Origin of the sequence: Bacillus sp. IT-79MI2 (assembly GCF_949768135.1) — a bacterium.
Lineage (GTDB): Bacteria > Bacillota > Bacilli > Bacillales > Bacillaceae_G > Bacillus_A > Bacillus_A pseudomycoides.
The window spans coordinates 160,251-181,336 of sequence record NZ_CATKPV010000106.1 but is presented as its reverse complement, the minus strand read 5'-3'; the positions used below and the strand labels follow the sequence as shown (position 1 = coordinate 181,336).

Below are 21,086 nucleotides of genomic sequence, written 5' to 3'. Positions count from 1 at the left end.
TGACTTATGGAAACGGATGAGGATGTGGATTAAGTTGTTCAAATGTAAGTGGCTCATTGGTATATCCAAGTTCCAGTGGTACGGTAAGTACTCTTTGTAGTCCTGTTGTGCGAGTAAGTTGATGTCCAAATGTCATTGGCAACATACCAGGAATTAGTACTTTCACACAATATAATCCGTTCTTTCGTATGAGAGGAACAGTTTGGTCAATGACGATGACTTCAAGACCTGAGTGATGTAGTCGATCTAAAAGATGGCGAAGGTCCGAAGTTAGGTCCCTATCGATAGATCTTAACTGATTCATTTGTTGAAATGTTTGTACAGACCGATTGTCATTCAATAAAAATTGAAGGCGTTCTTCGGCTTCTGGTAAACCATATACCATACTATGATCATCCATTTGGGTGACCAGATAGGGATCCCGTAAACATTGTTCGTATTTTTGCTTGTTTGCTTCAAGTTTTTCATCCATAGTAAGTAACATACCTGCTAATTCATGGATAGCACTTTTAACAGCTCGCATTGGTTCCATGTGGGCACCACCTGCACAGACGAGATTCATTCCACCCTTTTTTGTATTTTTTGCAATGGCCCATATACTTGGAATACCATGCTCCATCGTTGCATCAAAAACATGTAGATCATAGCCTGTAATCGTGCGCATTCGTTCAATCATCAATTGTAATTCCACATCGTCCGCAGAAGCTAAATCCAGGCGGGGAAGTGGTAATTGTGCATACCAAGTTAGCAAGAAAGCATCGCGTTCGACTATTTCTAAAATGCCATGGAAAATCGCTTCTTCTAAACTCCCTCCAATTGCACAGCCGTTTGAAGTTTCATAAACAAAAGCGTCCCTGTGTCCTAGGCTATAATATGCAATCGATTCTGGAACTAAGACGGGACGATTTTGTGATAAAGAATAACCCCATACCCAGTCTTGAGGATAATCAGGATCAAACGGTTTAAATGGGAAATCTGTTTTTTTATAATGTTCATCTGTATGTACACCGATTGTGAGAGGATTGATGGCTGTATCTTCTAACTCTCGGTAGCTACCATGAACATTTGTCCGTTTCCCGCGAGGGGTCATTCCACAGTATCGTTCTAATCCTTCTAAGATAGCAGTTGCTTCACTAGCCCTGAATGAATGTGTTCGGCCCGCAACTCCTTCATTCCCTAAAAGTAACGGCATATTTACAATAACATCAGCAAATGGTAATAAGGAATGCTGCATTTTTCCATTTAAAAGTCCAGTCCGATAATCTAAATAATCTTTAGTCAAAAATGTATTTAAATCTTCAATAGAACGACAACGATAACTTTCATTGCCAGTTTTAAAACTTGACTGGAGTGAAATGTAGGCATCCGTTGCAGTGTCATCAGGTAATGTGCTACACATTGGGCATAGAGGATCAGGAAGAAATGAATGACGTGAACATTGAAAGGTTTGCATGTTAAGTAAAATGAGTTCCTCAGCTAAAGAGGTATGCCCTTCTGTTAAAATCCTTTCTGTTTCAGCATGAATAAGCTGACACATTTGTAGTAATCCAGTTTGGGTTGCGCATACATCTCGTTGTATGGCATCATCCTTTTTTAAGGAATATTTCCGCTGTAGCTCCCACATTTCTTTTTGGTCAAAGCCAGCTATAAAACGTCTTGCATCAGCACAAAGGGAACATCCTGCTGTATTTGGCTGAACATAAGGACCAATGATACCCTCACCAAATGAAGTAAAGCCCCGAAGCCATGGAATGTTAGCGGAGCGAAATATTTCTTCAGCTTCATGATGGATAGAGGAAGGAGAACCATCGTGTAATACGAGAGCAAGATGAATATTTTCAGGGAGTGGCTCTTCAAGTGTATTTTGATGAATGATAGGGTAGTGAACAGATAATTGCTGATTTACATAGTTTGCTAGTAGGCCATCTCCTACAATTAATATTTTCCGACTCATCATTCTACCTCCTCTTTGATTACCACACCAACTACACCGCCTAATCCTTCTTTTAAAAATGGTTCAATTGCTAGGTCCAGGACGAAGGGATGAAGATTATGTTCTTTTAAATTCTGTAAGGCTAATTGCAAGGATTCTAATTGTGGCATTTCTTCTTCTTTTTGTATTTCAGCCCTAAACGATTCTGCACTGTGTAAAAGGATAGAGGAGTCCAATAATATATTGGATTTATAGGGAACTTCTTGATTTTGGACATGAAGTAGTGCTTGTTGTAATGCATTTCTTAGTGCTAATGTTATATTTAAATCAGTACTACCGTACCACTGGTTGTGTACACCGATCCAAACAACAGGAAAACCTAGCACCTCTTCACCAATTCCTACCATTGGTTCCCCATGTATCGCGGAGAGTGCACGTAAATAAAATTGGCAGTGTTTGTCGTGAATCTCTGTTAATTGTAGTTGTGTAATTTCTTCTGTTTTGGTCAACTGCCTCGTTTGTAATGTGTGTGTTAAATGATTTTGTAGTGCACGGTACACGCCCTCTACCATTGTTTCCCCAGCCCCAATTCCAATGAATTCATCTTGTTCAGGAATAAGGAAATGAACCATTTGAGTTACATATGTTTCAATTCCGGTTAAACCTGCTTCGCGGCGTGCTTCGTCATGCGTTAATCCACCGCAAATTATAGTAGGCAGGAGCGTAGTAGGTCCTTCTGATAATGGATTTGCAACTTGGATATAGCATTGAGACAACGGTAATTGCTTTAGATTTTGTTCATCCCATATGTGAAAAATTCCAGAGGTTCTTGAAGTTAATTGGTCAAAAAAACGAAAAAGTTCATTCGAAGGGCTTTGGTTTGAATGTCTTTTGAGAGTTTCATCAATGTCTTGTATCGTTTCTATTGTAAAGTTTTTTGTTGTTATAAGCGGGTGTTTGATGGAAGTGTGCCAGCTGCCTTCTAGCGTTTCAAAATTTAGTAAAAAGAATTGTTTATTTTGCTCTCTATTTGAAGAGCCTGTAATATTTTTGAATAACTCAAAAACGACAATGTTTGCTAACATAGCCCCAGCGATTGGAGAGAAAGGCTCTAATAGTTGATCTTTTTGAAGGGCAGTCTCATGTACGCGTCGCCATGCAGATTCCCAGCATTCTTCAGATTCTGTAGTAATGACAGGACCAGCTAAGCCTACTTGCTCCAAACATAAAGCAGGAAGAAAGTTTTTCTTTTCTTCTCTACAAATCGCATGGATCGCTCTTAATTTTTCAATATTTCCATTTTGAGATACATATAGAATCCAATCAAAATGTTGAAAAATTTCCTGCAAGGAACGATCTATCGTTGTATCTATTTCTTGAACAAGTACATTTTGATCAGCATCGTGGGCTTTTTGTACAATCTCAATTAATCGAGAGCGATTTGTTGCGGTAGAGTCGGTAATAAGACAGTGAAACTCAGGTAAACCAGATTCAAGTAAAGAAGAAATTAATGAAGTGAAAATAGATCCAGATCCAATTGCTAGGACTTTAGCTTGTCGATACATTTGAAATTTTAGGGCACCCGAGTGAGAGTAGGCCTCTAAAAATTCAATTTGCGATGCGTATCTCTCAAGTAAGGCATTCTCCAACTGATGAGGAGAATCTTGACTTACATCACGTACAAAACCATTTTGGTGCAAAAGTTCTCCAAGTTCAAAAACTCTATTTTGATAAGGGAGGGGGAGTCCGCTTGTTAGTTCTTCCAAAGTATGTTCTCCATTAAACATAGGCATTAATTTTTCAATCCATTCATAGATACCATTACCTTGCATTCGGAATGAACTGGAGTTGTTTCGAAAATAGACACCCCCGTTTGAGTCGGGGAGGAAAAAGGTATCCTTGTTCATTTTTAGCTTTGTGGAAGCTGTGAAAGTACTCATTGTATTCCTCCTTATCAGTAAATTTGTTCTAGACATACATTATCATTGTATGTATTGTGAGTTGTCCCTTATGAACTCAAAAAAATTACGATTGTTTTAGAGTCTTATTGAACGACCCCCACCTACCTCTACAAGAGCTTGAGGTGGGGGACTCTCGGTTAAAATGATAAAAAAAAGGCTGCATGAAAGATCGAATAAATCGATACTTTCATACAGCCTTTTGTATTTCGAAAGGCTATCAACCTTCTAATAATAATGATTTTGGATCTTCAAGCATTTCTTTCACAGCAACAAGGAAGCTAACTGCTTCTTTACCATCGACAATACGGTGGTCGTAAGATAGAGCAATGTACATCATCGGACGGTTTTCCATACGTTCTGCATCGATTGCAACTGGTCTTACTTGAATTTTATGCATTCCAAGAATACCTACTTGTGGGCTGTTTAGGATTGGTGTTGACATAAGGGAGCCGAACACACCACCGTTTGTAATTGTAAATGTACCACCTTGTAGTTCTTTTAATGTAAGCTTGTTATCGCGTGCTTTTTTACCTAGTTCACGAATTTCGCTTTCGATTTCAGCAAAGTTCAATTGGTTTGCATCGCGTACAACTGGAACAACTAATCCATCTGGAGCTGCTACAGCGATTCCGATATCATAGAATTTTTTAATGATAAGCTCGTCACCTTGGATTTCAGCATTTAACAATGGGAATTGTTTTAACGCTGCAACAACTGCTTTTGTGAAGAATGACATAAAGCCAAGACGAACATCATGTTTTTTCTCGAATGAATCTTTACGTTCTTTACGTAATTCCATGATTGCAGTCATATCAACTTCGTTAAATGTTGTTAACATTGCAGATGTTTGTTGAACTTCTACAAGACGTTTTGCAATTGTTTGACGGCGGCGGGACATTTTTACGCGCTCAACTGGTTTTTCAAATTCAGTTTTTGCTGCTGGTTTTGGACTTGTTTTTTCTTGTTTTGGCTCTGCTTTTGGTGCAGCAGCATGTGCTTGTACATCGTGTGGTCTTACACGGCCAAGTGGATCAGTGCTGCGTACTTCATTTAAGTCGATTCCTAATTCACGTGCCATTTTTCTAGCAGCAGGTGATGCGATAGGACGATCTGTATTTGGAAGACCTTGTAAAGCTGTTTTAGCTGGTGCAGCATTTGGAGCTTCAGCTTTAGGTGCTTCTGTAACTTCTTGTTTTGGTTGTTCTGGAGCTGCTGCTGGAGCAGGTGTACTTACTGCAGCGCCGTTTGCATCTAAAATTGCAATGATGTCGCCAACTTCAACTGTATCTCCAGGCTCTCCTAGTAGTTGTGATACAATACCTGAATCTTCTGCAATGATTTCTACATTGACTTTATCCGTTTCAAGCTCAACAACGCTGCCACCTTTCTCAACTTTGTCGCCTACATTGATAAGCCATTGTGAGATAGTTCCTTCTGAAATAGATTCTGCAAGCTCAGGTACTTTAATTTCGATCATTTTAAATGTCCTCCCCTTATTTGCCTAACGGTGTGTTTTGTCTTTTTTTCTTCGGTAATCTCAAAGTTTCCAGCTTGATTGGACAGAAATTCTTTACAGATTGAGCTGTAAGGAACTCTGCCCAAATCAGCTAGAGCACATCACTTTCGTTGTTAGTTGCTAAAAACTTCTATTTCTTGTTTATCTTGTCGAAAGTTATACTTTGTATCTAATGCATGTGCAACAATTAGTTCTTGCTCAGCTTTGTGTGCAAATGGATCGCCACCTGATGGGCTAGAACGATCTGGGCGTCCGATGTATCCTGTTTTCACTTTATCTCCAGCAAGTTCAAACAGAATTGGAGCCATGTAATGCCATGCACCCATATTACGTGGTTCTTCTTGTACCCAAATGATTTCTTCTAAGTTTTTAAAGCGTTTCATAATAGATTGAACTTTTTCAGCAGGGAATGGGTACAACTGCTCAATACGAACGATATGAAGTTCATCTAAATTGTACTCGTGTTTACCAGATTCGATTTCCACTGCTAAATCAATTGCCACTTTACCTGTTGTTAAAACAAGGCGTTTTACTTTGCTTGGTTTTGTACCAAGGTTTTCTTGTTCTAACGCAGGTTGGAAGCGTCCTTCACTTAGTTTGTCACCTGATGAAGCTGTAAGTGGATGACGTAATAAGCTTTTTGGCGTCATAATGACTAATGGACGAACTGCTTCTGTACCAAGGATTGATGCTTGACGGCGTAAAATATGGAAGTATTGTGCCGCGCTTGTTAAGTTTGCAACAGTCCAGTTGTTTTCTGCAGCTAATTGTAGGAAACGTTCTGGACGTGCACTAGAGTGCTCCGGTCCTTGACCTTCGTAACCGTGAGGTAATAGAAGAACTAGGCCTGATTTTTGTCCCCATTTTGCTCTTCCTGCTGAAATATATTGATCAAATAATGCTTGTGCAGTATTTGAGAAGTCACCGTATTGTGCTTCCCACATAACAAGAGTTTCTGGAGCGAATACATTGTAACCATATTCGTAGCCGACAACAGCAGCCTCTGATAACGGACTGTTATGAACAGAGAATGATGCGTTAATATTCGGCAGGCGATGTAATGGTGAATATGTTTCGTTTGTTTCTGTATCATGTAATACGATATGACGATGTGCGAACGTACCACGCTGTGAATCTTGACCAGTTAAACGAATTGGCGTACCTTCTTGTAAAATAGAAGCGAATGCTAAAGATTCAGCAAGTGCCCATTCAATTTTACCGTTCTCTTCAAGAGCATCTTTACGGCGCTCAAGAATTTTCTTCACTTTCGGATATACGTTAAAGCCTTCTGGCCAAGTTAAAAGCCCTTCGTTAATTGCGCGAAGTGTTTCAAGCGGAAGACTAGTATCAATTGACTGAATTCCTTTCGCAACAACATCTGGAACTTTAACATGAATTGCAGCTTCACTTGTATCTGCTGGTGGTACTTGTGCATACTCAGATTTTAAATGCTCTTGTACGAATTGAGTAATTGTTTCAACCTCATCTGTATTTAGAACGCCCGCAGCTTCTAATTGGCTTGCATATAAAGCTCTTACAGTAGGGTGGTTTTTAATTTTTTTATAAACTTGTGGCTGCGTAACTGCTGGGTCATCCATTTCGTTATGACCGTAACGACGGTAACCGATTAAATCGATTAAGAAGTCTTTTTTGAACAGCATACGATATTGAATCGCAAGGTTAGCAGCAGCAAGACATGCTTCCGGGTTATCAGCATTCACGTGAACGATTGGAATTTCGAATCCTTTCGCAAGGTCACTTGAATATTTCGTAGAACGAGAATCATAGCTATCTGTCGTAAAGCCGATTGCGTTATTTGCGATAACATGAATTGTTCCACCAGTTTGGTATGCGTTCAATCTGCTTAAGTTCAATGTTTCAGATACAATACCTTGACCAGGGAATGCAGCATCACCATGAACTAAAATTACGAATGATTTTGAAACGTCGTGTTCGGGATAGCCAGCTTTTTTACGATCTTCTTGAGCAGCACGTGCATAACCTTCAACAACTGGATTAACGAACTCAAGGTGACTCGGGTTATTTGCTAATGTAACGCGTGTGCTAGCTTCTTCAGATCCGACAACTTCTTCTCTACCTAAATGGTATTTCACATCGCCAGTCCAGCCGGTATTAACTTTAGCATTATCTATTGTTGCATGTTTGAATTCTGCAAACATGTGACTATATGGTTTTTCTAATACATGAGCGAGTACGCTTAGACGACCGCGGTGAGCCATACCAATCATGACATCGTTTACGCCGCCTTTAGCACCTTCTAAAATAATTTCATCTAGTACAGGTACAAGCATATCAACGCCTTCGATGGAGAAACGTTTTTGGCCAACGAATGTTTTATGCAAGAATTGCTCGAAACCTTCAACAGCTGTTAAGCGTTTTAAGAGAGCAGTTCGTTTTTTATTTGTTAATGGTTGACGCAGGGAATTTGATTCCACCATTTGATGCAACCACGCGCGTTCTTCACTATCTTGTATATGCGAGAATTCATAGGCTAAAGATTTTGTGTAAACATCTTTTAATCTATTAATTACATCAAAAGCTGTGTGAACATCATTTGGTGCATCTGCCCATACTGTTTTAGCTGGAATCGCTTTCAAATCTGCATCGCTCAATTCGTTCATTGCTTTCTCGATGAGAGATTGTCCATCAGCGGGCTCTTCCATTGGATTAATATGAGCCGATGTATGACCGAATGAACGGATATGCTCAACAAGTTGAACGACTTTAAGAATTTTTTCAATGTTTCCTGTGTTTTGAGGAGAAAAATTTGTTTCCTTGTTGTCCCCTGTTACGACATCTGCTTGGAATGGAGGAGCTCCAAAAGTTTCAAAAAGCTCTTGTAATTCCGGATCAACAGAACCTTCTCCTGTCACGTAACGATCATACTGTTCAATAACATAACCAAGGTTCGGACCATGGAATTTGGCCCAAGGGTTTGTCGTTGTATTCTTCCTCGTCATTTGTTTAAACCTCCCAATGCATGTAATCCTTCTTTCATAATGCGAAAGAATGCATTTTGCTCTTTTCATAATTGATGAACCAGTAATGAATGTAAATGTTATCTTTACTCTTATGTTATTACGATAATTTACATAATACCAAACATTATTACTTATCCGTTTTGTAAAAAAGCATTCACAATTACTTATCACCCAAGTTAATCTTTCATGTTATAAAGTAATTTTAAGGAAAAAATAGGTGATTTCATCTGGTACATCCGCACTTGGAACAAAATCTTCCATATGAAAATATAAGGTGAATTGTAAGAATGTTTTGTTAAAATGCGGTTTGATTTATGTATATTAAAATAATAAGCGCTTTCAAAAATATTATACAACAATATAACAGGATATAGTATAAAAAATAAAAAATTATGAATTTATCGTAAACTTTATTTCAATAGTGTTAAATATTGAAAGGAAAAAAGAAAAATTTGCTTGTAAGTGATGATTATGATTTGAAAATGGTTCATAAATCGTTAGTTTTTGCAAATATAGCAGAAAATAGCTTAAAAAGGGTAGCCAGCTTCATTCGTATAGGAGAAAAAATGTAATATTTTAAAAAGATAAAGTGCAGATAACAATATTAATTTTTCTCATTACAGAGGGATAAATATAATGAAAACCATCTATACAAATAAAGTTAACTATATGTTCCATTTTAGTTATGACAATAGTCGTGATCAAAAAGAATAGGCGGGAGTAAGAAGGATTGGAAAAGTTATGTAAATAATGTAAAGGATACTTGACGTAAAGGATGCTTTACATTTATACTCTGTTCAAGGAGGAGGGGGGATTTTCTTTGGAAAACAAAATGGTAGAATACAGAAAAAAATTGGGACTGTCTCAAGAGAAGTTAGCCGAAAAACTTGGTGTTTCTAGACAGACGATTATTTCAATTGAAAAAGGAAAATATGATCCATCACTTCCTTTAGCATTTGAAATTGCGAAAACATTTCAGACAACCATTGAGAATGTATTTATTTATGAAGGGAAAGAACGGGAATGATAGAGAAGGGGGAATATTAATGAATTATTCACAGAAGTACTTTTTGATTATAGGAATGTTTTTTTTAATTATGAGTGGATTCATGGTATTAGCAGGGATTATGACACATTCTGCGCCGCCAACTCCGACTTATACATTAGCATCGATGATGATTATGTGCTTTTGTTTAAGTTATCTTCACCCACAATTTAAAGAGAAAGACGAAAGGATGAAGTTAATCCGTCAAAAAGGGATGTTTTATTCTTTCTTTGCGTTATTGATATATTTCATTGTTTTTTCAATTGGGTTACATTTAGAAATCATTATATTGACAGCTGGAGAACTACTTAATATATTAGCTGCTTTAACGATTAGTACGGTTTTTATTTCGTTTGTTGTCTTATCTAAAAGATATTAAGTGGAAAATAATGAATTATAGGTCTTACATATAGGAAGGAGAAAAAATGCAATTTTTTTATGCGTTTAGTATAAGTATTATTTTAATTCTATTCATGTATTTCTTCGTTCGCAAAGATATTACGAAAGATAATACGCTGACAAAGAGAGGTTTTTATAAACTGATTGGATGTTTAGCGGCTATGTTTGTGGGGATTATTGTGTTGGTGGTATTGATGAGTAAGAAATTATAAGCTAGTAAAAGAGGTAGAAGATAGCAGGAATAAAACAGAATCAAGTCCAGTATGCAATAAGTTTGCATCTGGATTTCATTCTGTTTTATTTTTATTACATTTTTGTTACTACTCTTATTCTTATCTTAGAAACAATTATACTTATACATAGTATGATGATTTAGTCAATGGCCAAATTTAGGGAAAAGGAATGAATTTATGAAAAAACAAATCACAGCACTTTCTTTAGCTATGGTTCTGGGCTTCGGTTTCCAACCGATTGCTAGTTTAGCAGAAACATCAAATAACATAACGCAAGATTCTACTCAACAAGCTGGATGGAAATTAGAAAATGGTGAAAGGTTTTATTATGAAAATGGTAGTAAAAAAACAGGTTGGATTGTATTAAATAATCAATGGTATTACTTAGATGAATCAGCTGGCGGAGCGATGAAAACAGGTTGGTTGAAAGAAGGGAATAATTGGTATTACTTAGATGAAGCAGCCAGTGGAGCGATGAAAACAGGTTGGTTGAAAGAAGGAACTAATTGGTATTACTTAGATGAGGCAGCCAGTGGAGCGATGAAAACAGGTTGGTTGAAAGAAGGAACTAATTGGTATTACTTAGATGAATCAGCTGGCGGAGCGATGAAAACAGGTTGGTTGAAAGAAGGAACTAATTGGTATTACTTAGATGAATCAGCTGGCGGAGCGATGAAAACAGGTTGGTTGAAATACGGAGTAAATTGGTATTACTTAGATGAGGCAGCTGGCGGAGCGATGAAAACAGATTGGTTGAAATACGGAGAGAATTGGTATTACTTGGATGAATCAGCTGGCGGGGCAATGAAGACAGGCTGGTTGAAAACAGGTGGTAGTTGGTACTACTTGGATGCGGCAGCCAGCGGAGCGATGAAAACAGGTTGGTTGAAAGAAGGAGTAAATTGGTATTACTTGGATGGAGCAGCTGGCGGGGCAATGAAGACAGATTGGTTGAAGTACGGAGAGAATTGGTATTACTTGGATGCGGCAGCTAGCGGGGCAATGAAGACAGGCTGGTTGAAAACAGGTGGTAGTTGGTACTACTTGGATGCGGCAGCCAGCGGAGCGATGAAAACAGGTTGGTTGAAATACGGAGTAAGTTGGTATTACTTGGATGGAGCAGCTGGCGGGGCAATGAAGACAGGCTGGTTGAAAACAGGTGGTAGTTGGTATTACTTAGATGAAGCAGCCGGTGGAACGATGAAAACAGGTTGGAATAAGATTGACGAAAAAATGAATTATTTCAAAGATAGTGGACAATGGATAGGAAATACGCGTGAGCTAACGGTTAGATCAACAGCATACTCAAACGACCCGGAAGAAAATGGTGCGGAACCTGGTGAACATGTTTATACGAGTATGGGAGATGATTTAACTGCTAATCCAAATTTAAAAGTGATTGCTGTGGATTCTTCAGTTATTCCACTTGGCTCGAATGTATATGTAGAGGGATATGGACCAGCTGGAGCTAGGGATACTGGTGGAGCTATTAAAGGGAATAAAATAGACGTATTTATACCTTCAAAGCAGGAAGTTTGGAACTGGGGAGTTAGAACAGTAAAGGTATATGTATTACCTTAAAGTCATTGTAGTTCATGTACATATTGTAAAAAAATCATTATTACTATAGTAATATGCTTTTATTAGAAACAGCTTTTTCAAGTGAAGACTTGAAGAAGCTGTTTTGTTTAGTGCTAATATACTAGATTCTTTATTGTGTAAATTTATTGAGTGGGTGCAGCATGATGTAGGGTCGGTTTATGTTATGAATTTTGAATGGGCATTAGCTTCCTGGATCGGAATTCCGTCACCAGTCTGTATTTTTTCGGAAGAGTGTGGTAGAGCGGTCGCTATGGAACATAATGGTGATCTGTTTTCTTGTGATCATTACGTTTATCCTAAATATCGATTAGGAAATATTACAGATGGATTAGTAAATATGATAAATTCCCCATCACAGCTTGCCTTTGGTAAGAAGAAGCGAGATACACTGCCCTCAGTGTGTAGAAATTGCGAGGTTCGATTCGCTTGTCATGGCGAATGTCCTAAAAATAGATTTCTAGTTTCAAATCAAAATGAGCCAGGATTAAATTATCTATGCGCATCCTATAAGAAATATTTTAAGCATATTAATCCTTATATGAAAATGATGAAACAGCTGTTACAAGACGGCTTGCCTGCTTCCTATATGAAAGAAATACTTGCGGATCAAGGAGGTCTTTCGAAAATCTAAAATAGTATATTTCTAATTTTTCGAAAGCGTTGGGACTGTAATCACTTTAGTTGATCCAATTATCTAATACGAAATGCGTTAGTTCATATTCACGAATGATATCCGATATCCTTTTGGTTGGGTATTTACGCTGAAGCAGCAAGAATTTGTTGTTTTTTACGCATTAATTTGATTTTTTATGGAAAGATATGTTAGTAGGTATGCGATTTGAACGCTCTATTTTTTAGAGTATGAAAGGAGGAGTACGAATATGGTGGAAATTGAAGTAGGCGAAACTTTTACCATTAGCGATGAGAGTGATCAGGAGCAGGAAGTTGAAGTGCTGGGAACGATGAATGTCGAAGGAGCAGAATACATTGCTGTCGGCTTTGTAGAAGACCTTCAAAAGGAAACAGATGAAGACATTGACATCTTCTTTTTAAGAGTAGAAGATGATGGTGAATTGTCATACATTGAGAGTGACAAGGAGTTTGAAAAAGTGTCTGCTGCGTTTGAGGAAATGATGGATGAGCAAGATTAATATTGATTGGACAGAAGAGAGGGATAAATATATGCCCTCTCTTTGTGTATATATAGTTGAAAAATATTTCCCATAATTGATTATAAATAAAGGGAAAGTGACATTGATGTTTATTAAATATCTCATTGAATTCTTTTGTATAGCTTGAATCAGCAACCATGTTGGCTAAATCAACGAGTAAATTATCGTATAAAAATAGCGTTCTACCAATTGGTAGAACGCTATTTTGCCGTATTTTATCCCGCATTAACGGGCAGTAAGACCCCCACCTCAAGATTCAGAGAGAAACGAGGAAGATAGGTGGGGGATCAACTGTCCGTAAAAGCCCGATTGGTTCAACTAATAATCAGTGGGGGATGAAGAAAACCCCCACTGATTAAAGTTTCACTTTATGATCCCGACTGGTCTCGAACCAGCGACCTCCACCCTGTCAAGGTGGCGCTCTCCCTGCTGAGCTACGGGATCATGATAAAAGTGATGAATTATATATCTGATAATTCTGTCTGTTTGATTATACAAAATTAAGTGACACCTTACAATAGTTTTTACTATAATCTTTAAAATGGAACCTGATAGAATGACATGATTATATTTATTGCGAGCACATTTACATGTAGTTTAATAGTAAATAGTAAGGGGATTACTCACTCATGAAGCTAGAGTGATTTTTCGCCTTTCATCAAGTTGAATATTAATTTCATAAGATAATACGATTTAAAATTGATATAATTTAGGAGGTTACCTAAATAACTTGAAGGAGTGTGTCACTTTGTTTAAAAGGATAGGAAAAGGAATTGCTTTTGTTATTGGAGGCCTTGTTTTATTTGGATTAATATGCGGTGGCATTATGTTGTTTCATAAAGCAGATAAGAAAGAAATGAATGCTGAAAAGACTGAGCAAATCGAAGAGGTAGATAAATCAAAAGATATTGGAATGAAGATAAGAGAAATGCATAGTGATTTAAATACGATTACAGGTTGGGAAAGGTATGAGAATCTTGAGAAGACCGGATGCTCCAGCTTGGCAAGAGAACGAATGGGGATTCAAGTTAATTGATACCACTTTAAAAGAAGCTGCTTCGTTGACTAAAGGCAATTTATAAAGAAGATTTAGACCGAGCTAGAAAATTACTTCATATTTCAATTCAAAATCATGATACAACAGCTTTAGTATATGTTCACCGTATTTTACATGATCTTGATATCGGACAAAATGGATTGAAAGCAGGAAATAATTTTAACAGTGCGAAAGCTGATGCTGGTGATGCTAGCGCAATACCTATTTATGAGGATTATATGAAGCAACATAGCAAATGAATATTACATTTATATTTGTTTTGGTAGGATCTTCTTTTTACAATTTCATGGAAATAGGGTATAACAGAGATAGAAAATAGATTTATAAATATTTTATAGATTAAAGAGGTATATAAGAATGGTAAGAAAATCTTTCAAGATGCGTGTATCTAGAAATAGAACGATTTCAATAAATGGTGCGATTCTTGATGTTGATGTCTCTCATGATGAGTTTTTAGATGAGTTTATTGAATGGATAGATTCAAAGGGTTGGTCCTTCATGGGCATGACCGATGAGATTACAGAAGAGGAAGCTGGGAATAATTTAATAGATTTATTGGCTGATGAGAAGGATAAGAAAGAATGAGTCCTTCTTATTTTTATGTGTGTGATTATGTCTTTCCTTGTAAAATTATGATATAGTGAAAAATGGTAATTAATTTTCCATTTAAATACCAATTTAATGTCGGATTGGTAGAATTAGTATATAAGGTAAAAGAAAATAGAAAAGGGAGAGTCATATGGTAAATTGTAAGAAGATTTCGGTTTTCATTATGGTGATTTGTTTATTTTTTTTAACGCCTATGACATTGTACGCTGAAACTGGAACTGAACCAGTGTCGGCACCTGGTCCGGGTCCAAATGTGTTTGGGCAGTTTGCAGTTTCAATTGATGCAAAAACAGGGGATGTTTTGTATGACAAAAATGCACATCAACATGCATTTCCGGCAAGTATGACGAAAGTATTGACTGCTATTTTATTAATGGAGCATACGAAGCCAGAGGAGCAATTTACGTTTTCACAACCTGCATTAGATCAGGAAAAGAGTAATTATCAACTTGAATTTCAGGTAGGTGAAACAATCAATCGTAATACAGCACTAACAATTTTAATGGTATTAAGTGCAAATGATGTTGCGTATGCAATTGGTGAACGTATTGGTGGAAGTATAGAAAACTTTGCGAATATGATGAACGAGAAAGCGAAGCAGTTAGGAGCAAAGGATAGTCATTTTGTAACGCCGAATGGTTTACATGATCCGAATCATTATACGACGGCATATGATATGGCAATGATCACGAGAGGGGTTCAACAATACCCTGAGATTTTACAAGCTATGAATACGAAACGAACAACGGTTACAACATCTAGACAAACGGTTTCTATTTTTAATAAGGCTACTTATTTCGAAAATTCATATAGTATTGGTGGAAAAACAGGTTTTACAAATGAAGCACGCAATACACTTGTATTATTAAATGAGAAAGATGGTAATTGTATTGTCAATGTTGTGATGGCGTCACAAAGACCAGAGATTTACGAAGATATGCGTCAAATTGCAGATCATTCTTTCTCGCAATTTGCTAAGCAAATGGTTTTAGATAAAAATAATTGGCATCAGAAAGCAACATATTTAGATAAAAATATAGATTGTGAACTTGAAAAAAGTGCAGAATTGATGTTAAAGAAAGACGAAGGAAAGAATGTAAAAACAGTCTTTAGAACGGCTCCGGTTGATAAAGAAAAGCTATATCAAAAGGGGATTCATCGCGGGGATGTAATTGGAACAGTAGACGTGACAAAAAACAATCAAATGATTGAAAGCATTAATGTTCTGTCTAAGGAAGATATTACATTTGCAATGCCGAAAAAAAATATAAAGCCAGCTGAGCCTACGTATCCTTTTGGGTTGATGGTAAGTATTGGAGCTGGAATTATTGCTTTAATAATAATTGGTTTATATGTGGTAAGACGAGCTAAAAAGAATGCAGTTTCAGAAGTGGAATAGGCAATGATCAATTGCCTATTTTTTATTGCGTTTTTTATTCGTTCATTATAGTATTAATTTGGGTTCTCTTTTAAGAACATCTTAGGATATCCTAGTTTTTACGTGCATATACATAATAAAGAGGAGGAGATACAGATGAAACTAGTTTGGAAGATTATGAGTAACGTCATTTCATTTGTTTTATTTGCGTTAATGGTTTTTTTAGCGTTTATTGTCATCTCATCAAAAGCAAGCGGCGGGGATCCGACTGTAATGGGATATCAATTTAAAACAGTACTATCTGGATCGATGGAACCAACATTTTTAACAGGATCAATTATTGCAATCGAACCAACGAAAGATGGATCTAAATATAAAAAAGACGATGTAATTACTTTTAAAGAAAGCGATAAAAAAATTGTAACTCACCGTATTATTGATGTGAAAAACGTAAATGGGAAAGTAATGTATGAAACAAAAGGTGACAATAATAATGGCCCGGATTTAAAACCAGTCTTAGCAGAAAATGTTATTGGGAAATATGGAAATATTACAGTTCCATATGTGGGATATTTGTTGAATTATGCGAATTCAAAAGCAGGAGCAGCCTTACTTTTAATTATTCCAGGCATATGTTTACTTGGGTACTCTGCAATTTCTATTTTTAGTGCAATCCGTAGCATTGATAGCGAAAAGAAAAAGAAATCTGCAGATGTAGGACAATCTGTATAATTCCGTTATTTTCTCCATTTTAGAGATTATAAATATAAAGATATTATTGGGGAAACCTTCAATACTAGTTAATAATGATGCACAGCAAACAGTTGGTAGAGAGAAATAATTATATAAATAGGCTATCAAATTGATAGTCTATTTATATATATTATTTTCGAACTATTATACGGAGATATGTATACGAGAGATTAGATTGATGGAATTAGGTTTTTTACCACGCGAAAAGGTCATGTGTAACAAAAATGTAAAAAAATACTATATTTTTTATTTCATTTTCGGATTTTATTCTATATAATGAAATTATGTTCTTTATAGAGAATTGAATACGAGTAATGGGAGAGGTTGGAATGATGAAATCATCAAAAAAAATAAAAACAATACTCATGTTACCATGTATGTGTTCAATAGCTTTCTATATGGGATCACAAGTAGTTACGTATACAGAGGCTGCTTTTGTAAATGAGACAAAAATACATTCTACTGTTTCAACTGCAATTGTATTTCCAAAAACGATTGATACTTTGGTGAAAGAAGCAGAGCAGCATGAGAATTTGATTTTAAATGGAGCTGAAGGAATGAATCAGGAAACACAAGCTGATTCTGTAGAAGTACTCGAACAAAAAGCGCAGCAATGGAGAGAACAGTTTGAAAAAGTGAAAGTGGAACGTGAAGCCTTGCAACACATATATACAGAAATAGAAGATTATTATAAGCAATCAGTAGAAAATGTAAGAGTAAATAATAGCGATTCAAGTAAGCAAGTGCTTCAATATGTACAAGCGAGTTTTACTAAAGTAGGGAGTATTAAGGATAATGTTGATAAGAAAATATCAGTACAAAAAATGGAAGAATTTATTCTAACCCTACAAAAGAAAATAGAAGAGAAAAAAGCGCAACAGGTTAATAACACGTCTGGAAAAACAGAGCAAGAACAAGTCGTACCTTCTTCTGAGCAAAAAGAGTCAAACAGCCAGGAAGAAATAAAGCAACCATCAAACCCTAAACAAGAACAAGTCGTACCTTCTTCTGAGCAAAAAGAGTCAAACAGCCAGGAAGAAATAAAACAACCATCAAAACAAGAACAAGTTGTACCTTCTTCTGAGCAAAAAAAATCAAATAAACAAGAAGAAATAAAGCAACCATCAAACCCTAAACAAGAACAAGTCAATCAAGCTCAATAAGCGAAAAAGACCAATCCAGTATTACAACAGCCTGAAGAGAATAAAGAAGAAGTGCAGAAACAAGATTCAAGCGCTGTACATGAAAACCACTGATTTTTGGGTTATACCTTCTACAAATGTAGAGGTTAACATAAAAAAATGAAGTTCAGGGGGAATACGGAATGGGAATTAAGAAAAAATTAGGAATGGGTGTTGCATCAGCTGCGTTAGGACTATCTTTAATTGGTGGAGGAACATTTGCATACTTTAGTGATAAGGAAGTATCAAATAATACATTTGCAGCAGGTACATTAGATCTTTCTGTAGATCCAACTACGATTATTGATGTTAATAATATTAAGCCAGGGGATAAAATGACACGTGACTTTAAGCTTGTCAATAATGGTTCATTAGATATAAAAACTGTGAAATTATTAACTAATTATAATGTAATAGATTCAAAAGGAGATAATTCAGAAGACTTTGGTAAGCATATCCGTGTGAATTTCTTCTGGAATTGGGATAAATTAAGTGAGCCTATTTTCTCAACGACATTGGCTGATTTAAAAGCTATGTCTCCAGATGCAGTGGAAGAAAGTATTTTTGCAGGTTGGTTTGCTGAAAAGGGTGGTTTGAAGCATGGTGATTCCGACTATCTTTGGGTACAATATGAATTTGTAGATAATAAGCAAGATCAAAATCAATTCCAAGGTGATAAACTTGAGTTGAAATGGACATTTGAAGCAGAACAAACAGAAGGGTCAGAAAAATAATAGGATTGATAGAAAAAAGGTAGGTTTTTCCTGCCTTTTTTTCATACCAATTCTTGTTATATGAGGGATGTACATGAATAAGAAGTGGTTATTTATCATGAGTATATGTCTGATTCTAGTAGTTTTCATTGGTATTACAAAAAATATTGACCAAGTGTATGCAGAGGAGCGGCGAGAAATAGATATAAGCCTTGAGCCAAAAGAAGTACTATTTCATGTTTTAAATATGAAGCCAGGAGACTGGGCAAATCGAAGTATACGTATTAGTAATGAAGGAACAAAGAAATTATCATATAGTATAAAGAGCGAGGCTTCAGAGGGGTCTACGAAATTATATGAAGCTCTTACGGTCACTGTAAAAGATAAACAAGGAGTGCTGTACGAAGGAAGTCTAAAAGAACTTCAAAGTATGGAAAAGCGTACATTAGCAGTTGATAGAACTGACGAGCTTATCTATACGATACATGTTCCTAAAGAGTTAGGAAATGAGTATCAAGGATTACAAACAATGGTGAAATTTCTTTTTTATGCGGAAGAGCCAAACGGAAATGGTGCGGGTACAGAAAATGAAACGGGAAGCAATCAAATGCAACCTCCTGCATCCATAGATTCTAATAGTAACTGGCAGCTGCCACGTACAGGTGTGCAACAAAGCAGTATGGTTTTAATAGGAATTGGTTTAGTGGGGTGTGGGCTTTATTTTTATAAAAGGTATATTCAAATGAAGTATAGGAAGGATTAAGTCTTTTTAAGGATGAATAGAGAATAGTTTCAAAATTAATATTATTTTATAGTTGCAATTACACCTATATGTTCTTTATAATGAACGTATAGGTAGCTTTTTAAAGAACAGATAAATTCAAGGGGTATTGTACATACATTGGCCGTAGAAAAATAACAGGCGTTCGATTGGTTATACCTCTTATCCTACATTAAGAGATAACAATAAAAAAAAATAGCTAGGGGGAATTTACAGTGAGTTTAAAGAAAAAATTAGGTATGGGAGTCGCTTCAGCGGCATTGGGATTATCTTTAATCGGTGGAGGAACATTCGCTTACTTTAGTGACAAAGAAGTATCGAACAATACGTTTGCAGCGGGTACATTAGATCTTACTTTGGACCCTCAAACAATTGTAGATATTAAGGACCTTAAACCAGGCGATTCTGTTAAGAAAGAATTCTTATTAAAGAACAGCGGCACGTTAGCAATTAAAGATGTTAAATTAGCAACGAAGTACTCAGTTACAGATGCGAAAGGCGATAACGCTGGGGAAGATTTCGGTAAGCATATTAAAGTGAAATTTATTTGGAACTGGGATAAACAAAGCGAGCCTGTATATGAAACAACATTAGCAGATTTACAAAATGCTGATCCAGATCTTCTAGCAAAAGACATCTTTGCTCCAGAGTGGGGTGAAAAAGGTGGCTTAGAAGCTGGAACAGAAGACTACCTGTGGGTACAATTTGTATTTGAAGAAAATGGTAAAGATCAAAATAAATTCCAAGGCGATAAATTAAACTTAGAATGGACATTCAATGCAAGCCAAACTGAAGGCGAAGAGAGATAATCAATAAGGAAATAACAAACAAAAAAGCGGGGATTCCCCGCTTTTTTTGTAAATAAAAAAAGAGCGCCCCCCAGTATGCACTCCTCCTTGTATATATTATTCCTGGTTTTTCTTCCATTTTGTAAACTCTAAAAATTCACGGAATTGCTCTTTTGAGACACCGGAGTTCATAGCTTCTTTGACGAGGTGTGTCCATTCCGAATCCAATTGGTTTTCGGATGATGTTTCGTCATGAAGGAGTGTGTCCACTGGTATTTTCAGAACATTCGCAATTTTTTCAAGAAATTGAATGGAAGGGTTCTTTTGTAAATTACGTTCAATGGAACTAATATAAGACTTTGCAACACCTGCTTTTTCAGCAAGTTCTGTTAAAGAAATCCCTCTTTGCAACCGAAGGCGTTTTATACGTTCTCCTATCATCTTTGTGCACCTTTCTGTAAGTATGTAGTCGGCTTATGATGTCATTATTATAACACAAATTTCGTTAAAAAGAACGCCTCTGCTACGCTGCTAGTTTCTGGTAGGCTGGTTCATACGTTGGAAAAAGTGTTCGATATCTTGAATAGCGATCCCAGCATCTAAAGCTTCAAGCATTAAATCAATCCAATCCTGATCTAGCGTATCTGCCTTTTGTTTGTACAAAGTGTATTCCTCCCTAATGTGTAATGAATCGTACAAAATAAACAACCTTTTAAACACATTATAATATTTCAAAAAGTTAATTTGGTAAAAATAATGTTAATTTATTGTATATTTTGTAGGTAACACTAATAAAAAGTTACTAGTTTGTCATTCTATAAAGAAATTGTAATAGTTTTATCAAAAATTATCAATATCTTCAGAAATAACTGATATATAGAGGGATATTTTTGTGAAAAATATGTTATTTTTACAAACGTGTTACAAAAGTTACAAAATAGCACAAAATCAAACAAAATATTG

Annotated in this window: 20 protein-coding genes and 1 tRNA gene; 14 read left to right on the top strand and 7 right to left on the bottom strand. The window is 36.3% G+C overall.

Going from position 1 to position 21,086, the window contains the following annotated elements; all coding sequences use genetic code 11:
* Nucleotides 1–4 precede the first annotated feature (4 nt).
* The 4 genes from ACM6HU_RS25255 to ACM6HU_RS25240 all read right to left on the bottom strand — a co-directional run bounded on the left by ACM6HU_RS25255 (nucleotide 5) and on the right by ACM6HU_RS25240 (nucleotide 8,391).
* Nucleotides 5–1,954, bottom strand: a complete 1,950-nt coding sequence (locus ACM6HU_RS25255; RefSeq protein WP_016113850.1) for a TOMM precursor leader peptide-binding protein — start codon at nucleotides 1,952–1,954, stop codon at nucleotides 5–7.
* Nucleotides 1,954–3,873 (bottom strand): putative thiazole-containing bacteriocin maturation protein, encoded by a 1,920-nt coding sequence (locus tag ACM6HU_RS25250; RefSeq protein ID WP_088093981.1) that lies wholly within the window; start codon nucleotides 3,871–3,873, stop codon nucleotides 1,954–1,956. Before ACM6HU_RS25250 ends, ACM6HU_RS25255 begins: the two co-directional genes overlap by 1 nt.
* Nucleotides 3,874–4,111: 238 nt before the next feature.
* A complete protein-coding gene (gene odhB, locus ACM6HU_RS25245) occupies nucleotides 4,112–5,371 on the bottom strand; it encodes a 2-oxoglutarate dehydrogenase complex dihydrolipoyllysine-residue succinyltransferase (protein ID WP_016113852.1) in 1,260 nt (419 codons plus the stop codon).
* A gap of 152 nt (nucleotides 5,372–5,523) precedes the next feature.
* Nucleotides 5,524–8,391 carry a 2-oxoglutarate dehydrogenase E1 component gene (locus tag ACM6HU_RS25240; protein ID WP_414848502.1) on the bottom strand — a complete coding sequence of 956 codons (2,868 nt, stop codon included), beginning with the start codon at nucleotides 8,389–8,391 and terminating at the stop codon, nucleotides 5,524–5,526.
* Nucleotides 8,392–9,232: 841 nt separating this feature from the next.
* Between ACM6HU_RS25240 and ACM6HU_RS25235 the strand changes: the two genes are divergently transcribed.
* From ACM6HU_RS25235 to ACM6HU_RS25210, 6 genes are all read left to right on the top strand, one after another.
* Nucleotides 9,233–9,439, top strand: coding sequence for a helix-turn-helix transcriptional regulator (locus ACM6HU_RS25235; protein ID WP_016113854.1), 207 nt, complete (start codon nucleotides 9,233–9,235; stop codon nucleotides 9,437–9,439).
* 19 nt (nucleotides 9,440–9,458) lie between these two features.
* Nucleotides 9,459–9,836 (top strand): hypothetical protein, encoded by a 378-nt coding sequence (locus ACM6HU_RS25230; RefSeq protein ID WP_016113855.1) that lies wholly within the window; start codon nucleotides 9,459–9,461, stop codon nucleotides 9,834–9,836.
* Between the two features lie 46 nt (nucleotides 9,837–9,882).
* Nucleotides 9,883–10,068 (top strand): DUF3976 domain-containing protein, encoded by a 186-nt coding sequence (locus ACM6HU_RS25225; RefSeq protein WP_016113856.1) that lies wholly within the window; start codon nucleotides 9,883–9,885, stop codon nucleotides 10,066–10,068.
* Nucleotides 10,069–10,266: 198 nt separating this feature from the next.
* Complete coding sequence (locus ACM6HU_RS25220) at nucleotides 10,267–11,670, top strand: 3D domain-containing protein (RefSeq protein WP_414848501.1); 1,404 nt, start codon at nucleotides 10,267–10,269, stop codon at nucleotides 11,668–11,670.
* Nucleotides 11,671–11,854: 184 nt separating this feature from the next.
* Nucleotides 11,855–12,322 carry an SPASM domain-containing protein gene (locus tag ACM6HU_RS25215; protein WP_229161495.1) on the top strand — a complete coding sequence of 156 codons (468 nt, stop codon included), beginning with the start codon at nucleotides 11,855–11,857 and terminating at the stop codon, nucleotides 12,320–12,322.
* Nucleotides 12,323–12,572: 250 nt separating this feature from the next.
* Nucleotides 12,573–12,842 carry a DUF1292 domain-containing protein gene (locus ACM6HU_RS25210; protein ID WP_016113860.1) on the top strand — a complete coding sequence of 90 codons (270 nt, stop codon included), beginning with the start codon at nucleotides 12,573–12,575 and terminating at the stop codon, nucleotides 12,840–12,842.
* Between the two features lie 392 nt (nucleotides 12,843–13,234).
* Here the strand turns inward: ACM6HU_RS25210 and ACM6HU_RS25205 are convergent.
* A tRNA-Val gene (locus tag ACM6HU_RS25205) sits at nucleotides 13,235–13,307 on the bottom strand.
* A gap of 304 nt (nucleotides 13,308–13,611) precedes the next feature.
* On the opposite strand from ACM6HU_RS25205, the gene ACM6HU_RS25200 reads away from it, so the two are divergent.
* The 8 genes from ACM6HU_RS25200 (at nucleotide 13,612) to calY (ending at nucleotide 20,144) form a co-directional block, all read left to right on the top strand.
* Nucleotides 13,612–13,899, top strand: a complete 288-nt coding sequence (locus ACM6HU_RS25200) for a hypothetical protein (RefSeq protein ID WP_016113883.1) — start codon at nucleotides 13,612–13,614, stop codon at nucleotides 13,897–13,899.
* 378 nt (nucleotides 13,900–14,277) lie between these two features.
* A complete protein-coding gene (locus ACM6HU_RS25195) occupies nucleotides 14,278–14,505 on the top strand; it encodes a hypothetical protein (protein ID WP_016113884.1) in 228 nt (75 codons plus the stop codon).
* 154 nt (nucleotides 14,506–14,659) lie between these two features.
* On the top strand, nucleotides 14,660–15,928 hold the full coding sequence (locus ACM6HU_RS25190) for a D-alanyl-D-alanine carboxypeptidase family protein (RefSeq protein WP_016113885.1): 1,269 nt from the start codon (nucleotides 14,660–14,662) through the stop codon (nucleotides 15,926–15,928).
* Between the two features lie 135 nt (nucleotides 15,929–16,063).
* Nucleotides 16,064–16,639: a signal peptidase I SipW gene (gene sipW / locus ACM6HU_RS25185; protein WP_016113886.1), complete on the top strand. Its 576-nt coding sequence runs from the start codon at nucleotides 16,064–16,066 to the stop codon at nucleotides 16,637–16,639.
* 353 nt (nucleotides 16,640–16,992) lie between these two features.
* On the top strand, nucleotides 16,993–17,823 hold the full coding sequence (locus ACM6HU_RS25180; protein ID WP_229170311.1) for a DUF4047 domain-containing protein: 831 nt from the start codon (nucleotides 16,993–16,995) through the stop codon (nucleotides 17,821–17,823).
* Nucleotides 17,824–17,984: 161 nt separating this feature from the next.
* Complete coding sequence (locus tag ACM6HU_RS25175) at nucleotides 17,985–18,575, top strand: CalY family protein (RefSeq protein WP_016113888.1); 591 nt, start codon at nucleotides 17,985–17,987, stop codon at nucleotides 18,573–18,575.
* 73 nt (nucleotides 18,576–18,648) lie between these two features.
* The gene (locus ACM6HU_RS25170; protein ID WP_016113889.1) at nucleotides 18,649–19,317 is read left to right on the top strand and encodes a TasA family protein; all 669 of its coding nucleotides are present in this window, start codon (nucleotides 18,649–18,651) and stop codon (nucleotides 19,315–19,317) included.
* A 233-nt stretch (nucleotides 19,318–19,550) separates the two neighbouring features.
* Entirely contained in the window at nucleotides 19,551–20,144 is a 594-nt protein-coding gene (calY, locus tag ACM6HU_RS25165) for a biofilm matrix protein CalY (RefSeq protein ID WP_016113890.1), read from the top strand.
* Between the two features lie 96 nt (nucleotides 20,145–20,240).
* Here calY and ACM6HU_RS25160 read toward each other — a convergent pair whose 3' ends face one another.
* A complete protein-coding gene (locus tag ACM6HU_RS25160; protein ID WP_016113891.1) occupies nucleotides 20,241–20,564 on the bottom strand; it encodes a helix-turn-helix domain-containing protein in 324 nt (107 codons plus the stop codon).
* A 90-nt stretch (nucleotides 20,565–20,654) separates the two neighbouring features.
* Nucleotides 20,655–20,786, bottom strand: a complete 132-nt coding sequence (locus ACM6HU_RS25155; RefSeq protein ID WP_016113892.1) for an anti-repressor SinI family protein — start codon at nucleotides 20,784–20,786, stop codon at nucleotides 20,655–20,657.
* Between the last annotated feature and the right edge of the window lie 300 nt (nucleotides 20,787–21,086).